Annotated in this window: 15 protein-coding genes; 14 read left to right on the top strand and 1 reads right to left on the bottom strand. The window is 50.9% G+C overall.

Going from position 1 to position 17,232, the window contains the following annotated elements; all coding sequences use genetic code 11:
- The first annotated feature begins 16 nt into the window (after window positions 1-16).
- From lspA to KNO99_RS04385, 14 genes are all read left to right on the top strand, one after another.
- Complete coding sequence (gene lspA / locus KNO99_RS04450; RefSeq protein WP_214745574.1) at window positions 17-490, top strand: signal peptidase II; 474 nt, start codon at window positions 17-19, stop codon at window positions 488-490.
- On the top strand, window positions 490-1,401 hold the full coding sequence (locus KNO99_RS04445) for an RluA family pseudouridine synthase (protein ID WP_214745571.1): 912 nt from the start codon (window positions 490-492) through the stop codon (window positions 1,399-1,401). The genes lspA and KNO99_RS04445 overlap by 1 nt, the downstream gene beginning before the upstream one ends.
- A gap of 201 nt (window positions 1,402-1,602) precedes the next feature.
- Window positions 1,603-2,136 (top strand): bifunctional pyr operon transcriptional regulator/uracil phosphoribosyltransferase PyrR, encoded by a 534-nt coding sequence (pyrR, locus tag KNO99_RS04440; RefSeq protein WP_214745568.1) that lies wholly within the window; start codon window positions 1,603-1,605, stop codon window positions 2,134-2,136.
- A 50-nt stretch (window positions 2,137-2,186) separates the two neighbouring features.
- A complete protein-coding gene (locus KNO99_RS04435; protein WP_214745565.1) occupies window positions 2,187-3,491 on the top strand; it encodes a uracil-xanthine permease family protein in 1,305 nt (434 codons plus the stop codon).
- A 129-nt stretch (window positions 3,492-3,620) separates the two neighbouring features.
- A complete protein-coding gene (locus tag KNO99_RS04430) occupies window positions 3,621-4,535 on the top strand; it encodes an aspartate carbamoyltransferase catalytic subunit (protein WP_214745562.1) in 915 nt (304 codons plus the stop codon).
- Window positions 4,532-5,812, top strand: coding sequence for a dihydroorotase (locus tag KNO99_RS04425; protein WP_214745559.1), 1,281 nt, complete (start codon window positions 4,532-4,534; stop codon window positions 5,810-5,812). The genes KNO99_RS04430 and KNO99_RS04425 overlap by 4 nt, the downstream gene beginning before the upstream one ends.
- On the top strand, window positions 5,790-6,872 hold the full coding sequence (locus KNO99_RS04420) for a carbamoyl phosphate synthase small subunit (RefSeq protein WP_214745556.1): 1,083 nt from the start codon (window positions 5,790-5,792) through the stop codon (window positions 6,870-6,872). Before KNO99_RS04425 ends, KNO99_RS04420 begins: the two co-directional genes overlap by 23 nt.
- Before the next feature lies 1 nt (window position 6,873).
- Complete coding sequence (carB, locus tag KNO99_RS04415; protein WP_214745553.1) at window positions 6,874-10,077, top strand: carbamoyl-phosphate synthase large subunit; 3,204 nt, start codon at window positions 6,874-6,876, stop codon at window positions 10,075-10,077.
- Window positions 10,074-10,793, top strand: coding sequence for a dihydroorotate dehydrogenase electron transfer subunit (locus KNO99_RS04410; protein ID WP_214745550.1), 720 nt, complete (start codon window positions 10,074-10,076; stop codon window positions 10,791-10,793). The genes carB and KNO99_RS04410 overlap by 4 nt, the downstream gene beginning before the upstream one ends.
- Entirely contained in the window at window positions 10,790-11,716 is a 927-nt protein-coding gene (locus tag KNO99_RS04405) for a dihydroorotate dehydrogenase (RefSeq protein ID WP_074034850.1), read from the top strand. Before KNO99_RS04410 ends, KNO99_RS04405 begins: the two co-directional genes overlap by 4 nt.
- Window positions 11,691-12,395 carry an orotidine-5'-phosphate decarboxylase gene (gene pyrF / locus KNO99_RS04400; RefSeq protein ID WP_214745547.1) on the top strand — a complete coding sequence of 235 codons (705 nt, stop codon included), beginning with the start codon at window positions 11,691-11,693 and terminating at the stop codon, window positions 12,393-12,395. Before KNO99_RS04405 ends, pyrF begins: the two co-directional genes overlap by 26 nt.
- Entirely contained in the window at window positions 12,379-13,005 is a 627-nt protein-coding gene (gene pyrE, locus KNO99_RS04395) for an orotate phosphoribosyltransferase (protein ID WP_214745545.1), read from the top strand. Before pyrF ends, pyrE begins: the two co-directional genes overlap by 17 nt.
- 89 nt (window positions 13,006-13,094) lie before the next feature.
- Window positions 13,095-13,925, top strand: a complete 831-nt coding sequence (locus tag KNO99_RS04390) for a hypothetical protein (RefSeq protein WP_214745542.1) — start codon at window positions 13,095-13,097, stop codon at window positions 13,923-13,925.
- On the top strand, window positions 13,922-14,860 hold the full coding sequence (locus KNO99_RS04385) for an FUSC family protein (RefSeq protein WP_214745540.1): 939 nt from the start codon (window positions 13,922-13,924) through the stop codon (window positions 14,858-14,860). The genes KNO99_RS04390 and KNO99_RS04385 overlap by 4 nt, the downstream gene beginning before the upstream one ends.
- A 629-nt stretch (window positions 14,861-15,489) precedes the next feature.
- On the opposite strand, the gene KNO99_RS04380 is transcribed toward KNO99_RS04385, so the two are convergent.
- Entirely contained in the window at window positions 15,490-17,181 is a 1,692-nt protein-coding gene (locus KNO99_RS04380; RefSeq protein WP_214745537.1) for an Rqc2 family fibronectin-binding protein, read from the bottom strand.
- Window positions 17,182-17,232: the final 51 nt, after the last annotated feature.

The raw sequence follows: 17,232 nt of genomic DNA, 5'->3' as shown, positions 1-17,232 counted from the left end.
TTGAAAGGAGACGCATATGAAACGATATTACGGATTGGCCGTCATCTTGATTCTGCTCGATCAACTCACCAAATGGGTGGTCGTTCAGACGATGACAATCGGTCAATCGATTGAAGTCATCCCGAACTTGTTATACTGGACCTCTTATCGCAATAAAGGAGCGGCTTGGGGGATGTTAGAAGGACAGATGGTGTTCTTCTTCGTCATCACGATTCTCGTCGTTGCGGGTCTTGTTTACTTCCTGCATAAAGAGGTGAACGGCTATCAGCTTCTCGGATACAGTGTTGGACTGCTCCTGGCCGGTGCGATTGGTAACTTTATCGACCGTTTGTTCCGCGGTGAAGTCGTCGATTTTGTTGATACGTATCCGTTTGGCTACAACTTCCCGATTTTTAACGTGGCCGATATGGCACTCACGTTTGGTGTCATCTTGATGGTCATCGGGATTTTATTTGAAGAAAAATTACACAAAGAAAGGGGACAATCGTAATGGAATCCTATACTTTTGTCGCCGATGAAAAGGCAAGGATCGACAAGTGGGTGAGCGACCGTGGAGAATGGTCACGCTCACAAGTACAAGAATGGATTAAGACAGGGGCACTTCTCGTCAATGGCAGTGCCGTCAAACCAAACTATAAGCTCCAAGTGGGCGATGAAATCGAAGTGAACGTTCCGGAAGCGGTGGAACTCGAAGTGTTACCTGAACACATTCCGCTTGAAATCGTATTCGAAGATGAAGATATGATTGTCGTCAATAAAGCACGTGGGATGGTCGTTCACCCTGCTGCCGGTCACACGTCTGGAACGCTCGTCAATGCACTTCTCGGACATTGTGATGACCTTTCAGGAATCAATGGCGTCAAGCGCCCTGGAATCGTGCATCGAATCGACAAAGACACGACAGGTCTCCTTATGGTCGCTAAAAATGACTTGGCTCATGAATCACTTGCGAGTCAATTGAAAGACAAGACGATCAAGCGTGAATATATCGCGCTCGTTCACGGCGAACTCGTTCACGAACTCGGGACGATTGAAGCACCGATTGGTCGCGATACGAATGATCGTCAGCGTATGACCGTGACGGACAAGAACGCGAAAGAAGCGGTGACGCATTTCCGCTTGCTCGAGCGCTACAAAGACTTCACGCTCGTCGAGTGTAAACTCGAGACAGGTCGTACACACCAAATCCGTGTGCACATGCGCTATATCGGGCATCCGCTCGCAGGCGACCCGAAATATGGACCGCGTCGCACGATTGATTTGGGCGGTCAAGCCCTCCATGCGGCGACGCTCGGTTTCCACCATCCACGTACAAAAGAATGGATGGAATTTGAGGCACCACTTCCTGAAGACTTTAAGGCAGAACTTGCAAAGTTAGATAAAATCGAGAAAACTCGTTGACTTCTGTCACGTTCCGATTTATAGTCTAGGAAGCATAACACCTTTAAACCCAGTCCAGAGAGGCTGTGAAAGGATTGTGACCGCGGTCACACTAACGTCAATTCAACCCGGCACCAGACTGCCGTTTTTGATGAAGACTCCCTTTCCAGCCGGACGAGGGAGTCTTCTTTTTTTTGAATGAAGCATGAAAGGAGGAGTGACGTGAAACAGTCCGTCATTTTAGATGAATCAGCCATCCGTCGAGCGTTGACACGAATCGCTCATGAAATCATCGAGCGGAACAAAGGAATCGACGATGTCGTCCTCGTCGGGATCAAGACGAGAGGCGAGACGCTCGCTGACCGACTTGCGCGCCGGATCGAAGAGATTGAAGGCAAGCCGGTCGCACTCGGGAATCTCGACATCACGCTTTACCGGGATGACTTATCGAAGAAGTCGTTAGACCCAGAAGTGAAGGCAACAGAGTTGCCGCATGACATTAATGGGAAGACCGTCGTCCTCGTCGACGACGTCCTATATACCGGTCGAACAGTTCGTGCCGCAATGGACGCACTCGTCGACCATGGTCGCCCAGACTACATTCAACTCGCGGTCTTGATTGACCGGGGACATCGGGAACTTCCGATTCGACCTGATTTTATCGGAAAGAACGTTCCGACATCGAAGTCCGAGCAAGTCGTCGTCCGACTCAGTGAAGTCGACACAGCAGATGAAGTGACAATCAATCAGCAATAATCTTAAAACCTTTAAGGTGGTCCAGAGAGGCCAGGAAGGAGAAATTCAATATGAAACAACCCGTTCTACACATCCACGAGCGTCCAGCTCACTTTCCACAATGGCTGTTATTCAGTCTTCAACACGTCTTCGCCATGTTCGGAGCGACGATTTTAGTCCCGATTTTAACAGGATTGAATACATCGGTCGCCCTCGTCGCTTCCGGAGTGGCCACGCTCTCATTCTTAGCGATTACGCGCTTCAAAGTCCCAACATACCTCGGTTCAAGTTTTGCCTACATCGCTCCAATCATTGCGGTCAGTCAGCAATGGGGTGTCGAAGCGGCACTGTTCGGCGGAATCATTGCCGGATCGGTATACGGTGTCGTCTCTTTGATCATTTATAAGACAGGCGTCAACTGGTTGCTCCGGTTGCTCCCACCGGTCGTCGTCGGACCGGTCATCATGGTCATCGGCTTGTCGCTCGCGCCGGTCGCCATAGACATGTCCATGAATCAAGACGGAGCCTATAATGGAACGTTCATGACAATCGCACTCCTGACACTTGGAATCACGATGCTCGCCATGACAAAACTGAAAGGGGTTTGGGGAGCGGTTCCAATCCTTTTCGGAATCGTCGGAGGCTACGGGATTGCTGCAGCATTCGGAATCATCGATTACTCACCAATCCAACAAGCAAGCTTGTTCCAACTCCCTGACTTTACGATGGTGTTCGTCGACTACATGCCGATGTGGCAAGTCGGTGCACTCCTCGCGATCGTACCGGTCGCACTCGTCACAATGACCGAGCATATCGGCGATCAAATGGTCACATCTAAAATCATCGGACGAGAAACGATGAAAGATCCTGGCCTCCATCGCACGCTACTCGGTGACGGGGTAGGGAAAGCTGTCGCTTCCGCACTCGGTGGTCCACCATGTACGACATACGGTGAAAATAACGGCGTCATGGCTATCACACGCGTATACAGTGTCTACGTCATCGCTGGAGCGGCGCTCATGGCCATCAGCTTCGGATTCCTCGGTCATATCGAGGCATTCATCTCAACGATTCCGAATCCGGTCAAAGGCGGCATCTCGATTCTCTTGTTCGGGGTCATCGCGTCGAACGGACTACGGACGATGGTGGAGAGCAACGTCGATTTGGCAGAAAAACGCAATTTGATCATCTCATCGGTCATCCTCGTCATCGGGCTAGGTGGTGCGATGATTCAACTTGGTAGCTTCCCTGTACAAGGGATGGCACTCGCGACAGTCGTCGGGATTCTCTTAAACGCCATCTTACCGAAAGAAGAAGTCGAGACGGTCGTGGAAGTCAGCACAACTGAAGAAACGAAACAAGCAAGTAACTTTTAATTCGATCCCGTGAGGTCGGCAAAGTGAAGGCTCGTTTATTTGGGTGTACCTTGCCCAAATGAAGGCGTCCCTTCACATCGGTGAAGAGACGCCTTTTCTCTTTGCCTCTAACAAAAGGAGGAGACGAACATGAATACGATGCAAACGAATGTCAAACCAGTCAAACACTTCGTCAGCTTAGACACACTCTCACTCGATGAGATCATGGGCATGATTGAAGAGTCATTGCGCTATAAGCAAGGGGACCTACCCCCACTATTTGATGGGAAGACGGTCGCAAACCTGTTCTTTGAAAACTCGACGCGTACGAAAAACTCGTTTCAAATGGCCGAGCGACACTTGAACATGCAAGAGATTCCGTTCGATGTGACGACGTCATCGGTCACGAAGGGAGAGACACTGTACGACACCTGCAAGACGCTCGAAGCGATTGGAGTTGACGCACTCGTCATCCGACATCCGGAAGCGGGATACTACCATGAACTCGTTGAGAAGTTGAATATCCCAGTACTCAATGGGGGCGACGGGAGTGGCGAACATCCTTCCCAATCTCTACTCGATCTCGTTACGATCTTTGAAGAGTTCAGAACGTTCCAAGGATTAAACGTCGCCATCTGTGGAGATCTCGTCCACAGTCGCGTCGCTCGATCGAATGCGAGTGTGTTGAAGCGCCTCGGGGCAAACGTTGTCGGATGCAGCCCAGCCTCATGGTGGGATGATTCCATGGGGCTTGAGCGTAAAGAACTTGATGATGTGTTAGCAGAAAGTGACGTCATCATGCTGTTACGGGTTCAGCACGAGCGTCATATCATGGGAGACATTTTCTCGAAAGAGGAATATCACACACGATATGGACTTACGATCGAACGAGTCGAGCGGATGAAAGAAGGGGCCATCATTATGCATCCGGCACCGGTCAATCGGGATGTCGAGATTGCAGGTAGTCTGATCGAACATGAACGGTCGCGCATCTTCCCGCAAATGAAGAACGGCGTCTATGCACGCATGAGCATCTTAAATCGAGCATTAGGAGGACAACAATGATACTTCAACACGCGACATGGTATGACAACGGGACAAAACGCACGACAAACATCCTCGTGAAAGACGGGAAAATCGAATCCCTCGATTATAACGGGTCGACAGCCGGGGAAGAAGTCATCGATGCGACGAGTTACTTGCTCGCACCAGGACTTGTCGATGTCCACGTCCACTTGCGTGAGCCGGGAGGCGAAGCGAAAGAAACGATCAAAACGGGAACGATGGCGGCAGCGGCGGGCGGATTCACGACAATCTGTTCGATGCCGAACACGCGACCGGTACCAGACAATCGCGTCACAATGGACGCGCTCCTCCAAAAGATTGAGCAAGATGCAATCGTACGTGTCCTTCCATACGCTGCCATCACGAAGCGGCAGCTCGGTGAAGAACAGGTCGATATGGAATCTCTATCAGATGCATTCGCCTTCACCGATGACGGGGTCGGTGTTCAATCAGCGGCGATGATGCGACAAGCGATGCGTGAAGCGAAACGCTTGAACAAGGCCGTCGTCGCACACTGTGAAGACAATACGCTAAAAGCAGGGTCGGTCCACGAAGGGAAGTTCAGTGAGGCGCACGGGATTCAAGGGATTCCAAGTCTTGCAGAGAGTATCCATATCGCCCGAGATGTGCTGATCGCCGAAGAAACGGGCTGTCATTATCACGTGTGTCACGTTTCATCGCGGCAATCGGTCCGTGTCATCCGAGATGCGAAGCGGGCAGGTATTCAAGTGACCGCCGAAGTGACTCCTCACCACCTCGTCTTGAGCGAAGACGATATCCCAGGGCTCGATGCCAACTTCAAGATGAATCCTCCGCTCCGAAGCGAAGATGATCGACAGGCGCTTCTTGAAGGATTATTCGATGGAACGATCGACATGATTGCGACAGACCATGCCCCACATACGGCAGAGGAGAAAGCGCAAGGCATCGAGCGTGCACCATTCGGGATTACCGGATTTGAGACAGCGTTCCCGCTTCTGTACACGACGTTCGTGAAGACGGGCATCATGGAAGAATACCAGTTAATCGACTGGATGACGAAGCGTCCGAGCGACGTATTTGGATTATCAAGAGGTGAACTGAAAGTTGGGGCGGATGCCGATTTGGTACTGATCGATACAGAAACGACGCGAGTGGTGGATCCGTCGACGTTCTATTCAAAAGGAAAGAACACACCGTTTACGGGGAAACAACTTGTCGGATGGCCGGTCATGACGATGGTCGGTGGCGAAATTGTATATAAGGGGCGATTTGATGAAACGAACATTATGGCTTGAGGATGGAATGAAATTTGTCGGTAAAGGATTCGGGGCACCAGCGGATACGATGGGGGAAGTTGTCTTCCAAACAGGCATGACCGGTTATCAGGAAATTTTGTCGGATCCGTCGTATTGCGACCAAATGATCGTGCTGACGAACCCGTTGATCGGAAACTACGGGGTCAATCGTGAAGACTTCGAAACAACAGTTCCGATGGCAAAAGCATTGATTGTAAAAGAGGCTTGCGACACACCGTCAAACTTCCGTTCCACAGCGACGCTAGATGCGACGCTTACTCGCTTCGGCATCCCAGGGTTATCCGATATCGATACGCGCATGTTGACACGTCACTTACGGGCACAAGGTGTCATGCGAGGTGTCCTCGTTGATGGTGAGTTGACATGGGACGAAGTACAGTCTCGCTTTAACGAACTGTCTCCGAACGACCAAGTCGCACGCGTCTCGACGAAACGGACGTATGTAAGTACGGGTACGGGGCCACGGATCGCGTTGATCGACTTTGGGGCCAAACTTGGCATCATGCGCGAGTTGATGAAGCGGGACTGTGAAGTCATCGTCTTCCCACATGACACTACGGCAGAAGACGTGTTGCGGTACGAGCCAGATGGCATCATGTTGTCGAACGGACCGGGGGATCCAAAAGACGTCCCGACAGCGATTCCACTCATTCAACAACTCATGCCGACGACACCGATGTTCGGGATTTGTCTCGGTCATCAACTGATCGCGCTCGCGAACGGGGCGAACACATTCAAACTTCCGTTCGGACACCGTGGGGCGAACCATCCTGTCCTTGAATTAGAGACAGGCGCCGTGACGATTACATCTCAAAACCATGGATACGCAGTAGAGGAGGCATCACTACTCGATACACCGCTCATCGTGACACATCGTGCGGTCAACGACGGAACGATTGAAGGAGTGAAACATCTGCATCATCCGACATTCTCGGTACAGTATCACCCGGAAGCAGCACCAGGACCATATGACGCCAACGATTTATTTGACCGTTTCATGCAACTCGTTCAAGAAAACAAACAGAAAGTGGGAATTTGACATGCCAAAACGACCAGATATTCAGAAAATCCTTGTGATCGGATCAGGACCGATTGTGATCGGACAAGCAGCAGAATTTGATTATGCTGGTACACAGGCATGTCTTGCCTTGAAAGAAGAAGGTTACGAGGTCATTCTCGTCAACTCGAACCCGGCGACAATCATGACGGACCCGACGACAGCGGATCGCGTGTATATCGAACCGCTCGAACCCGAATTCGTCGAGCGGATCATCCGCCAAGAACGCCCCGATGCGCTACTCGCGACACTCGGTGGCCAAACAGGATTGAACTTGGCGTTTGAACTCGATAAGCGGGGAGTATTACGCGATTGTGGGGTAGAATTACTCGGAACGAATCTAGCCGCCATCGTACAAGCTGAAGACCGTGAGCAGTTCCGTAACCTCATGTTCGAGCTCGGGCATGGCGTTCCTGAGAGTGAAATCGTTCATACGCTCGATTCTGCTTGGGGATTTGCAGAGCGTATCGGATATCCGATCATCATTCGACCTGCTTACACGCTCGGCGGAACCGGTGGAGGGATTGCCCATGACCGTGAATCGTTCGAGCAAATCGTCGAATCTGGTTTAAAGGCGAGTCCAGTGACGCAAGTGTTGTTAGAGAAGTCGATTGCCGGGATGAAAGAAGTCGAATTTGAGGTGATGCGTGACTCGAGCGACCAGGCCATCATCGTCTGTGCGATGGAAAACTTTGACCCGGTAGGTGTCCATACAGGAGACTCAATCGTATTCGCACCGACTCAGACGTTATCGGACCGCGATTATCAGATGCTTCGTAGCGTCTCGCTCGACATCATCCGGGCACTCGGGATTGAAGGAGGATGTAACATCCAGTTCGCTCTCGACCCAGATAGCTTCACATACTACGTCATCGAAGTGAACCCACGTGTTTCACGAAGCTCGGCGCTCGCATCAAAAGCGACAGGCTATCCGATCGCCAAACTCGCTGCAAAAGTCGCTGTCGGCTATAAGTTGTCAGAACTAAAAAACCCGGTCACCGAGACGAGCTACGCATCATTCGAGCCAGCACTTGATTACGTGGTCGCCAAAATCCCTCGTTTCGCTTTCGATAAGTTTGAGTCCGCGGATCGCCGCTTAGGCACACAAATGAAAGCGACGGGTGAAGTCATGGCCATCGGTCGAAACTTAGAAGAGGCGCTGTTAAAAGCCGTGCGCTCGCTCGAACTTGGGATGGAAGAATTATATCTCCCTCAACTTCAGGACTTGAGCACAGAACAGCTCGAGCACGGTCTCGTTCACCCGACAGACGAGCGCTTGTTCATGGTATATGAGGCTCTTCGCCGCGGATACACGGTAGAAGCGCTTCATCAATTGACGAAAATCGATCGTTTCTACTTACACAAACTGAACCATATTTGGCAGACCGAGCAACAACTTGCATCGGAGCCATTGACGTCAGAGCGTTTGCTCGACGTGAAGCGACTTGGCTTCAGTGATGTTGCCATCGCCCGAATTCTTGAGACAGACGTTGAGACGATTCGTGCGCAGCGTCACGGATGGAACATCCGCCCTGTGTATAAGATGGTCGATACGTGTGCGGCGGAATTCGCATCGGAGACGCCATATTTCTACGGAACCTATGAAGTGGAGAACGAAGCGGTGAAGACAGACCGCTCATCAATCCTCGTCCTCGGATCAGGCCCGATTCGAATCGGTCAAGGTGTCGAGTTCGACTATGCGACCGTTCATTCGATTCAGACGATTCGTGACGCCGGATATGAAGCCATCATCATCAACAACAACCCAGAGACGGTCTCGACAGACTTCTCCATCTCCGACCGCCTGTACTTCGAGCCGTTGACGACGGAAGATGTGTTAGAAGTCATCGATAACGAGAATCCGCTCGGCGTCATCGTTCAATTCGGTGGACAGACCGCCATCAACTTAGCGGCATCGCTCGAAGCGAACGGCGTGAAAATTCTTGGGACGTCATTAGAAGACATCGATCGCGCCGAGGACCGGAAGGCGTTCGAAGCTACTTTGTCAGCTGAACGATTGGCCCAACCACCAGGGAAGACAGCGACGAACGTCGAAGAGGCGGTTGCATGTGCGAATGAACTCGGTTACCCGGTACTCGTCCGACCATCTTACGTCCTCGGGGGACGGGCGATGGAGATTGTATATGAACAGTCAGAGCTCGAGCGTTACATGCGAAACGCCGTCATCGCCTCGAAAGATCGTCCGGTTCTTATCGACCGCTATTTAACGGGGATTGAGATTGAAGTCGACGCAATCTGTGACGGGACGGACGTCTATATCCCAGGCATCATGGAGCATATCGAACGTGCCGGTGTACACTCTGGTGACTCGATCGCAGTATATCCACCACAACGCCTCAGTGACGAGTTGAAGCAAAAAGTCGTCGACTACACGATCAAGTTGGCCAAAGCGTTCCGTATCAAAGGGCTTTTGAACATCCAGTTCGTCTATGCAGATGATTTGTATGTCATCGAAGTAAACCCGCGTGCGAGCCGAACGGTTCCGTTCATTTCAAAAGTGACAGGTTTACCGGTCGCACGAATTGCGACGCAAACAATTCTCGGAACGAGCTTGAAAGAACTCGGTCTTGGAACAGGCATCCATCCCGAGTCAGACAGTATCTCTGTCAAAGTGCCGGTCTTCTCTTTCGCGAAATTGAAAGAAGTCGATCCGTCGCTTGGACCTGAGATGAAATCGACAGGGGAAGTCATGGCAACAGACCGAACACTTGAAAAGGCACTCTATAAAGGTCTTGTCGCAGCTGGAATGAACATCGCCTTAAAAGGAAACGTCCTCATGACAATCGCAGATCACGACAAGGATGAGGCGATTGCCTTAGCCAAACGATTTGACCGTCTCGGCTTCCGTCTCATGGCAACGACCGGTACGGCAGATGGACTAGAAGCGGAGCAGATGCGCGTCCGTCGGGTCGGGAAGATTCAAGAATCAGGTGAGACGATGCTCAGCGTAATCGAGCGCGGGGAAGTCGACTTGATCATCAATACGACGAGTCGCGACGCACTCGTGACGAAAGACGGCTTCTTGATTCGTCGTACGGCCGCCGAGCAAGGCACAGTGTGCCTCACGTCGCTCGACACGGTCGAAGCGCTACTACAAGTCATTGAAAGCCTGTCGTTCCAAACGGTCAGCATTCCGGCATTCACGAAGTTCGGGGTGATGGTATGAGACGTGACGTAACCATCATCAGCAATCGCCAAATCGCAAAAGCGACGATGGAGGTGAAAGTACGTTGTCCTGGGGTCGAAATCGCCCCAGGGACGTTCTTTCACATCAAGACGTCCGGTCTGTTACGTCGACCGTTGTCGGTGGCGAACGTTGAAGGAGAAGAAGTCACATTTTTATATAAGGTAATCGGAGAAGGGACTTCCGAGTTGGCAAACAAGCGTGTCGGGGAAACACTTGACGTCCTTGGACCGCTCGGCAACGGGTTTCCGCTCGCACAACATGGGAAACGGATTGTCCTTGTCGGTGGTGGAATCGGGGTACCTCCGCTTTACTACGTCAGACGTCGTCTACATGAGATGGGGATTGAGACGATTGCGATACTTGGGTTTGATTCAAAAGAGAGCGTCTTTTATGAAGAAGCATTTCAAGAGCTCGGGGAAACGATTATCACGACCGTTGACGGGAGCCACGGGGAACGCGGATTTGTGACAGGACCACTCGCACGCATCGATGCGGACGTATTGTTTAGCTGTGGTCCGGAAGCGATGTTGAAGGCGGTCGCCGCTTCACCGATTCCGGAGCGGTACATCTCGATTGAAAATCGAATGGGTTGTGGCATTGGCGCTTGCTTTGCTTGCGTCTGCAAAGCGCCGGAAGGCTATGTGAAAGTATGTAGCGATGGACCGGTATTCAATGCGGAAGAGGTGCTGTTATGAGATTACATGTCGAGTTACCAGGACTCCAGTTGAAAAATCCGATCATCCCGGCTTCTGGATGTTTCGGATTCGGGGAAGAGTTTGCCAAACTGTATGACCTCTCCATCTTAGGCGGCATCATGATCAAGGCAGCGACAGAAGAGTCACGATTCGGAAATGCGACGCCACGTGTCGCAGAGACGGCGCAAGGGATGCTCAATGCGATCGGCCTTCAAAATCCAGGGGTCGATGCCATCATCGAGGAGAAATTGCCGTTCCTCTCCACTTTCGATACAGAGATTATCGCCAACGTTGCCGGGTCGACACCAGACGAATACGTGGAAGTCGCACGTCGAATCAGTGCAGACCCGACCATCAAAGCCATCGAGCTGAACATCTCATGCCCGAACGTGAAGTGTGGGGGGATGCAGTTCGGCACGGATCCCGTGATGGCTGCGGAATTGACGAGACTCGTCAAAGCGGCTTCAAGTAAGCCGGTCTATGTGAAGCTGTCCCCGAACGTCACGTCGATCACTGACATGGCGCGTGCAGTCGAAGCGGCTGGGGCGGACGGCTTGACGATGATCAATACGCTCGTTGGGATGCGAATCGATATCCAGACCGGGCAACCGATCTTGGCGAATCGAATCGGGGGATTATCAGGTCCAGCCATTAAACCGGTGGCGGTCCGGATGGTATATGAAGTCGCGCAAGCGGTCGATATTCCGATCATCGCGATGGGCGGCGTTCGGACGGTCGACGATGTTCTCGAATTCATTTATGCGGGAGCGTCCGCGGTTGCAGTCGGTACCGCAAACTTTGAAAATCCATACGTATGTCAAGAAATCATCGAGGCGTTACCGGCACGGCTCGATTCACTTGGAATCGATCATATACTGGACGTGAGGGGGAAAGCATATGCACAACTTGTATCTCGCCCTTGACGTAGAGACACGCGATGAGGCGCTTCATTTATTAAAACCGTTCCAGGACCGTCCTGCTGTCAAAGTAGGGATGGAACTGTTTTATCGGGAAGGTGGACGCTTTGTAGAAGAGTTGGTCGACCTCGGATATCCCGTCTTTCTCGATGTGAAAGTACATGATATTCCAGAGACGGCACGTCGCACGATGCGTCAAATCGGAAAGCTTGGAGTCGCGATGACGAACGTGCATACGCTAGGCGGTGAAAAGATGATGCGCTATGCGTTGGATGGGCTTCGCCAAGAAAATGACACGACCCGTTTGATCGGTGTCACCCAATTGACATCCACGGATGAACGGATGATGCAGACGGAGCTCGGGATAACGGGTCGCCTCGACCAAGCTGTCATCCGTCAGGCATCGCTCGCTAAGCAGGCGGGACTTGATGGTGTCGTCGCATCTGTTCAGGAAGCGAAGATGATTCATCAGGAACTCGGTGACGCGTTTATGACGGTCACACCTGGGATCCGACTCGGTCAAACCGATGACGACCAAGTACGTGTCGCGACGCCGCGTGAAGCGAGACTGGCCGGTGTTCATGCAATCGTCGTCGGTCGCCCGATTACACGCGCAAATGATCCGTTAGCCATGTATGAACAATTTATGATGGAATGGGGACAATCATATGAAACAAATCGCTGAAGCCTTATTACAAATCAAAGCCGTCACATTATCACCGACAGAGCCATATACATGGTCGAGCGGGTTGAGAAGCCCAATCTATTGTGACAACCGGTTAACGCTCAGTTATCCCGACATTCGTAACATGATCATCGATGGATTGGTGAACGCAGTCGGGACAACAGAAGTCGATGTCATCGCGGGAACAGCCACAGCCGGTATCCCACACGGCGCTTTACTTGCCGACCGTCTCGGTCTACCATTCATTTACGTACGCTCGAGTGCGAAAGGACATGGGAAAGGGAATCAAATCGAGGGGAAATTCGATAACGGGGCACGCGTGCTTGTCATCGAAGATTTGTTGTCGACAGGTATGTCGAGTATCGATGCAGCCCATGCGATTCGTGAAGCGGGTGGTGAGGTCATTGGCATTCAAGCCATCTTCTCTTACGGATTGCCAATTTTAGAGAAGAATTTAGCGGATGCAAATATCAGTGCCACTTCATTGACGACATTCCCTGAATTGGTCGAGGTTGCGGAATCAACAGGGAACTTAACCCAATCAGAGATTCACTCTCTTCGCGAGTGGCAACAAGACCCTCGCGCCTGGAGCGACCTCGTCACATCTTAAGAATCCACCTTCGGGCGGATTCTTTTTCAATTCGGCATATGTCATACTTCATGGTAAACTGATGAAAGTGAACAAAGAAGGAGAGGCATATGGCGTATTCAAGAAGCAAAGAAAAAACATGGAGCGCACGATTTCGGGCAATCCCGAAACATCGTAAAATCGCCTTCGGTCTCGTCTTGACGGTCATCCCAACGCTCTTTCTCGTGAATTTATTCGTATTCAGCCATTTGTTGGCGTTAGGGGACCAGTATGAAGATCGATACCAAATGAAGAAGTTACGACTCGAGACGTATCATGGGAATGTCGAGTTCGTGCGTAGTCCAAATGAAAAAGTACAGATCGAAGTGGTGCAGACCAATTCGAAAGAACGACGTATCAAAGTCAAATCGGTCGGCGATACCATCTATGTCGTCGAGCGGTATGGGTGGTTCAGCTATTTCGGCAGTCGTGCCAGTGATGAACCGTCCCGCTATAAGCTTCGCGTTGCCTTACCGAGTTCGATGACCTCGGTCCATCTCGGTGCTGAACAAGTGACCGGGCAAGGGTTAAACGTGAAAACGATTGTGATGAATGCGAACGCCGTCAATTTGAAGCAAATTGATAGTGATCGTCTGCGAATTGAGACGAAGAGTGATACGACAATCGAATCCGCACGTCTCGTAACGGGAGATATCCGTTCTTATCGTCATGCGACCATCACAGACGTCGTCGTGAACCAGGCGATGACGGTTCAAACGGAGGCAGGAACGCTTAGTTATGCGCCAAAACATGCGACAGGACAAGTGAACGTGACGACGACTGGAAAAATTTCAAGTAGCGACCGTTACAAAGAAGTCGAACCAGGTGTCTATCAGTTGTCGACATCGAATCGACCTGTCGTTGATTTGATTTCTGAGACAGGGAAGGTCGAGCTGAAATGAATGGAAAACGCTACATCCCGAAAATCGGGCTTCGTACGTTAAAGACCGGGATTGCCGTATCAATCACCGTCGCAATCTCGTGGTATGTATTCGGGATTTATTCTGGAATGGGTGCAATCGCAGCCGTCGTGGCGATGCAACCGACCGTCAAGCGCTCGTCTAAAATTGTGTTCAGTCGAATATTCGGAACGGTCGTCGGTCTCATGTGTGGGCTGTTCATCGTCTATTTGTTCGGCGTCAATCCCATCTCCATTGGTCTAGCGGTCATCGTGTCGCTCACGCTCAATACGACATTCGATAAGACACACATGTCGACGTACGCGGCGTTCGCCATCGTCATGATGTTAGAAAACCCGACTTCGGATTTCTTCCATTATGCATGGACACGCTCATTGTTGACGGTAGTCGGTGTATTCGTCTCACTCGGTGTGAACTATGCGTTCTTGCCGCCGCGGTATGAAGATCGTTTGTTGAGCGAGGTCAGAAAGACTTCATCTTATTTGTTCCACCATTGGCGTGAACTCGTCGGTTCCCCGGCGGAACTGTTAGAGGCGCGTGCCCGCATCCTCGGTCATCAGGAGCTGCATATGATGCTTCAAGAGGATATGAAAGTGACGAACGTGAAATTGAAGTATATGACAATCAAGCAGTATCGCTTGCTCATTCATCTCGAAGACAAGCTCGTCTTGTTGCTAGAAAGTCTAGCCGAGCATCGGGAAGCCTTTTTACTCATGAGCGAGGAAGAACGTCAGGCGTTCGAATCGGAGTTCTTGTACTTACTCGCGCATCATCACGATATTCTCTATACGTGCGATAAACCGTATTCGCTCTTTAGGTTGCCGCATGAAGATTTATCCGTTTCAGAAATTTTACACGGGCATTTGCTCGATTATCATGAACAGCTCGAGGCATTTAAGCATGACCCGAAAGCGTGAACAAGCTAAAAGCCAGGTCCGCCATCAAGAAATGGCGAACCTGACTTTTTTTTGCGGAATAATGTTGTCTGTCTTGCCTTCGGGATGTGTGGGCGTCAGCAGGTAGAATTCGATTTTCATCTCTCCCAATAATCAGATAAAAACCCCTCATCAGAACAGAGCGTCTTAGAAACCCTTTGCTCGATTCGAGCCCATATCCATTGGAGGGTGATGATTCGCTCCAGGATAATCGCGCCGAGTTTGCACGGTGCAAAGCGGTATAGATCAAGTTGTATCAATTTGGATAGGTCGCGTCGCCTACGATGTGTTCGCGTACCATCAGCTCGGGGATAATTGGGATTACCTCCAAGATGTTTGGTTTCTGTCAGTACAAAACGGATTGGCTCGGACACGCAGCGTCGCCCTTAAAGGCACGCCGACTACTAGGGGATTAGCGGGCAAAGGGAGATCCAGCAGCTGTAAGCGATGCGGCTCCCTGACCGCCCCCAGGAAAGCGGCGTGCCAAAAAGGGTGACATAATCAAAGGCAATGAAAAACAGAGGAGCGTCATCTTTAGTCGGGACGACACTCCTCTGTTCAAAATCATTTTAAGTTTTTCAGTGCCACCTCAGAACATGGTGGGGTTGCGATTACGACTGTTTCAGCGACTTCATCAATTGTTCATCTGGCGTCACGTAGACGGTCTGTTGATCCGTATAGATGACAAACCCGGGTTTGGCACCGCTTGGTTTTTTCACGTAGCGGGCGCGTGTATAATCGACAGGCACCCCGCTCGATGCGCGTGCTTTCGAGAAGTAGGCAGCGACCGATGCGGCTTCAAGAAGCGTCGTCTCATCGGGTTCTGTGGAACGAATGATGACGTGAGAACCCGGAATGTCTTTGACGTGTAGCCAAATCTCGTCACGGCGTGCGAACTTGAACGTCAGATGGTCGTTTTGGGTATTGTTCTTCCCGACAAAAAATTCCGTCCCCGTCGAAGACGTGTACGCTTCAAGCGAAATCTTTGGATTCGCTTTTTTCTTTTGACGTTTTTGACGGATGTATCCTTCTTCGGCGAGCTCTTCCCGAATCTCAAGTAGGTCGGATGGAGAGGCGACATCGAGCTGGGCGGTGAGCGTCTCCAAATAGTCGATTTCCGCTTCGTTTAATTCGAGTTGCTTTTTCACTTCGACTTTGGCGACTTTTAATTTGTTGTACTTCTTATAATATTGTTGCGCATTCTCGTTCGGCGTTTTGAGCGGGTCGAGCGGAATCGAGATAGTCGCACCCTCTTCATCGTAGTAATCGACGACTTCAGCGACACGCATCCCTTTTTCAAGCTGGAACAAGTACGTCGTCAACAACTCGCCAAACTTTTGTAACTCGTCCGCTCGTTCTGTCGCCTTTAAGTCCTCTAAGAGACGGCGGCGCTTCAACAAGTTCTTCTCGAGTTCGGATTTCAAAAGACGCTCCACATCGTGGGCTTGTTGTCTGACGCGGTCACGGTTCGCTTTCTCATAGAAGAAACGGTCGAGCACTTCTTTACTCGATGCATATGTTTCCTCGGATACAATTTCTCCTGCCGTCAATACGATCGGGGCGAAACGTTCCTTTCCAGAAGCGAGTTGTTGGAACACATAAGGTCCTTCAAGCTGATGCAATACGTTCTCGAACGCTTGCTGAATCGATTCACGATTCGGCATCTTCGCGAGGTGCACGACTTCTTGAGCGATTTGAGGGCTGACCCCAGCGAACGTGGCGACGATCTGTTTGTCCAATTTGCCGGCATTCCAGTCGATGCGCTTCAATCCTTCCGTCAAATCAGACAACGGGTCGAACTTATGTTGTTCTGGCGGGAGGAGGTATTCACTACCCGGCATGATCGTTCGATACGTGTTTTGCGAAGGCGGGAGGTGTTTGATCGCATCTAAAATTTTCCCGTCTTCTGTCGTTAAGACGACGTTCGAGTGACGTCCCATCAACTCGATGTAGACTTTTTTCGATTCTTCATCACCGAGCTCGTTTCGAGAGCGGACCGAGATGACGATGACACGGTCACGGCCGATTTGTTCGACTGCCGTGATAAATCCGCCTTCTACATGTTTTCGTAGCATCATGCAGAACATCGGCGGTTCTTGCGGATTTTTAATCGGTGTATCCGTCAATTGAAGACGGGCATACATCGCGTTTGCTGATATGAGTAGTTGCGCGTTCTGTCGGTTCGAACGAATTTGGAGCATCAAATCGAGAGAATACGGTTGATGTACTTTGTTGATTCGCCCTCCGACGAGCGATTGTAATTCTTGTACGACACGATATGTCATTAATCCATCATAAGCCAATGATCTCATCACCTTTGTTCATTTTCTGTCTCTACGTTATCAGAAAAACAG

The sequence above is a fragment of the Exiguobacterium sp. s189 genome (assembly GCF_018617615.1).
In the GTDB taxonomy this organism is placed as follows: domain Bacteria; phylum Bacillota; class Bacilli; order Exiguobacteriales; family Exiguobacteriaceae; genus Exiguobacterium; species Exiguobacterium aestuarii_A.
The sequence above is the reverse complement of the archived record's forward strand: the minus strand, read 5'-3'. Positions and strand labels throughout refer to the sequence as shown.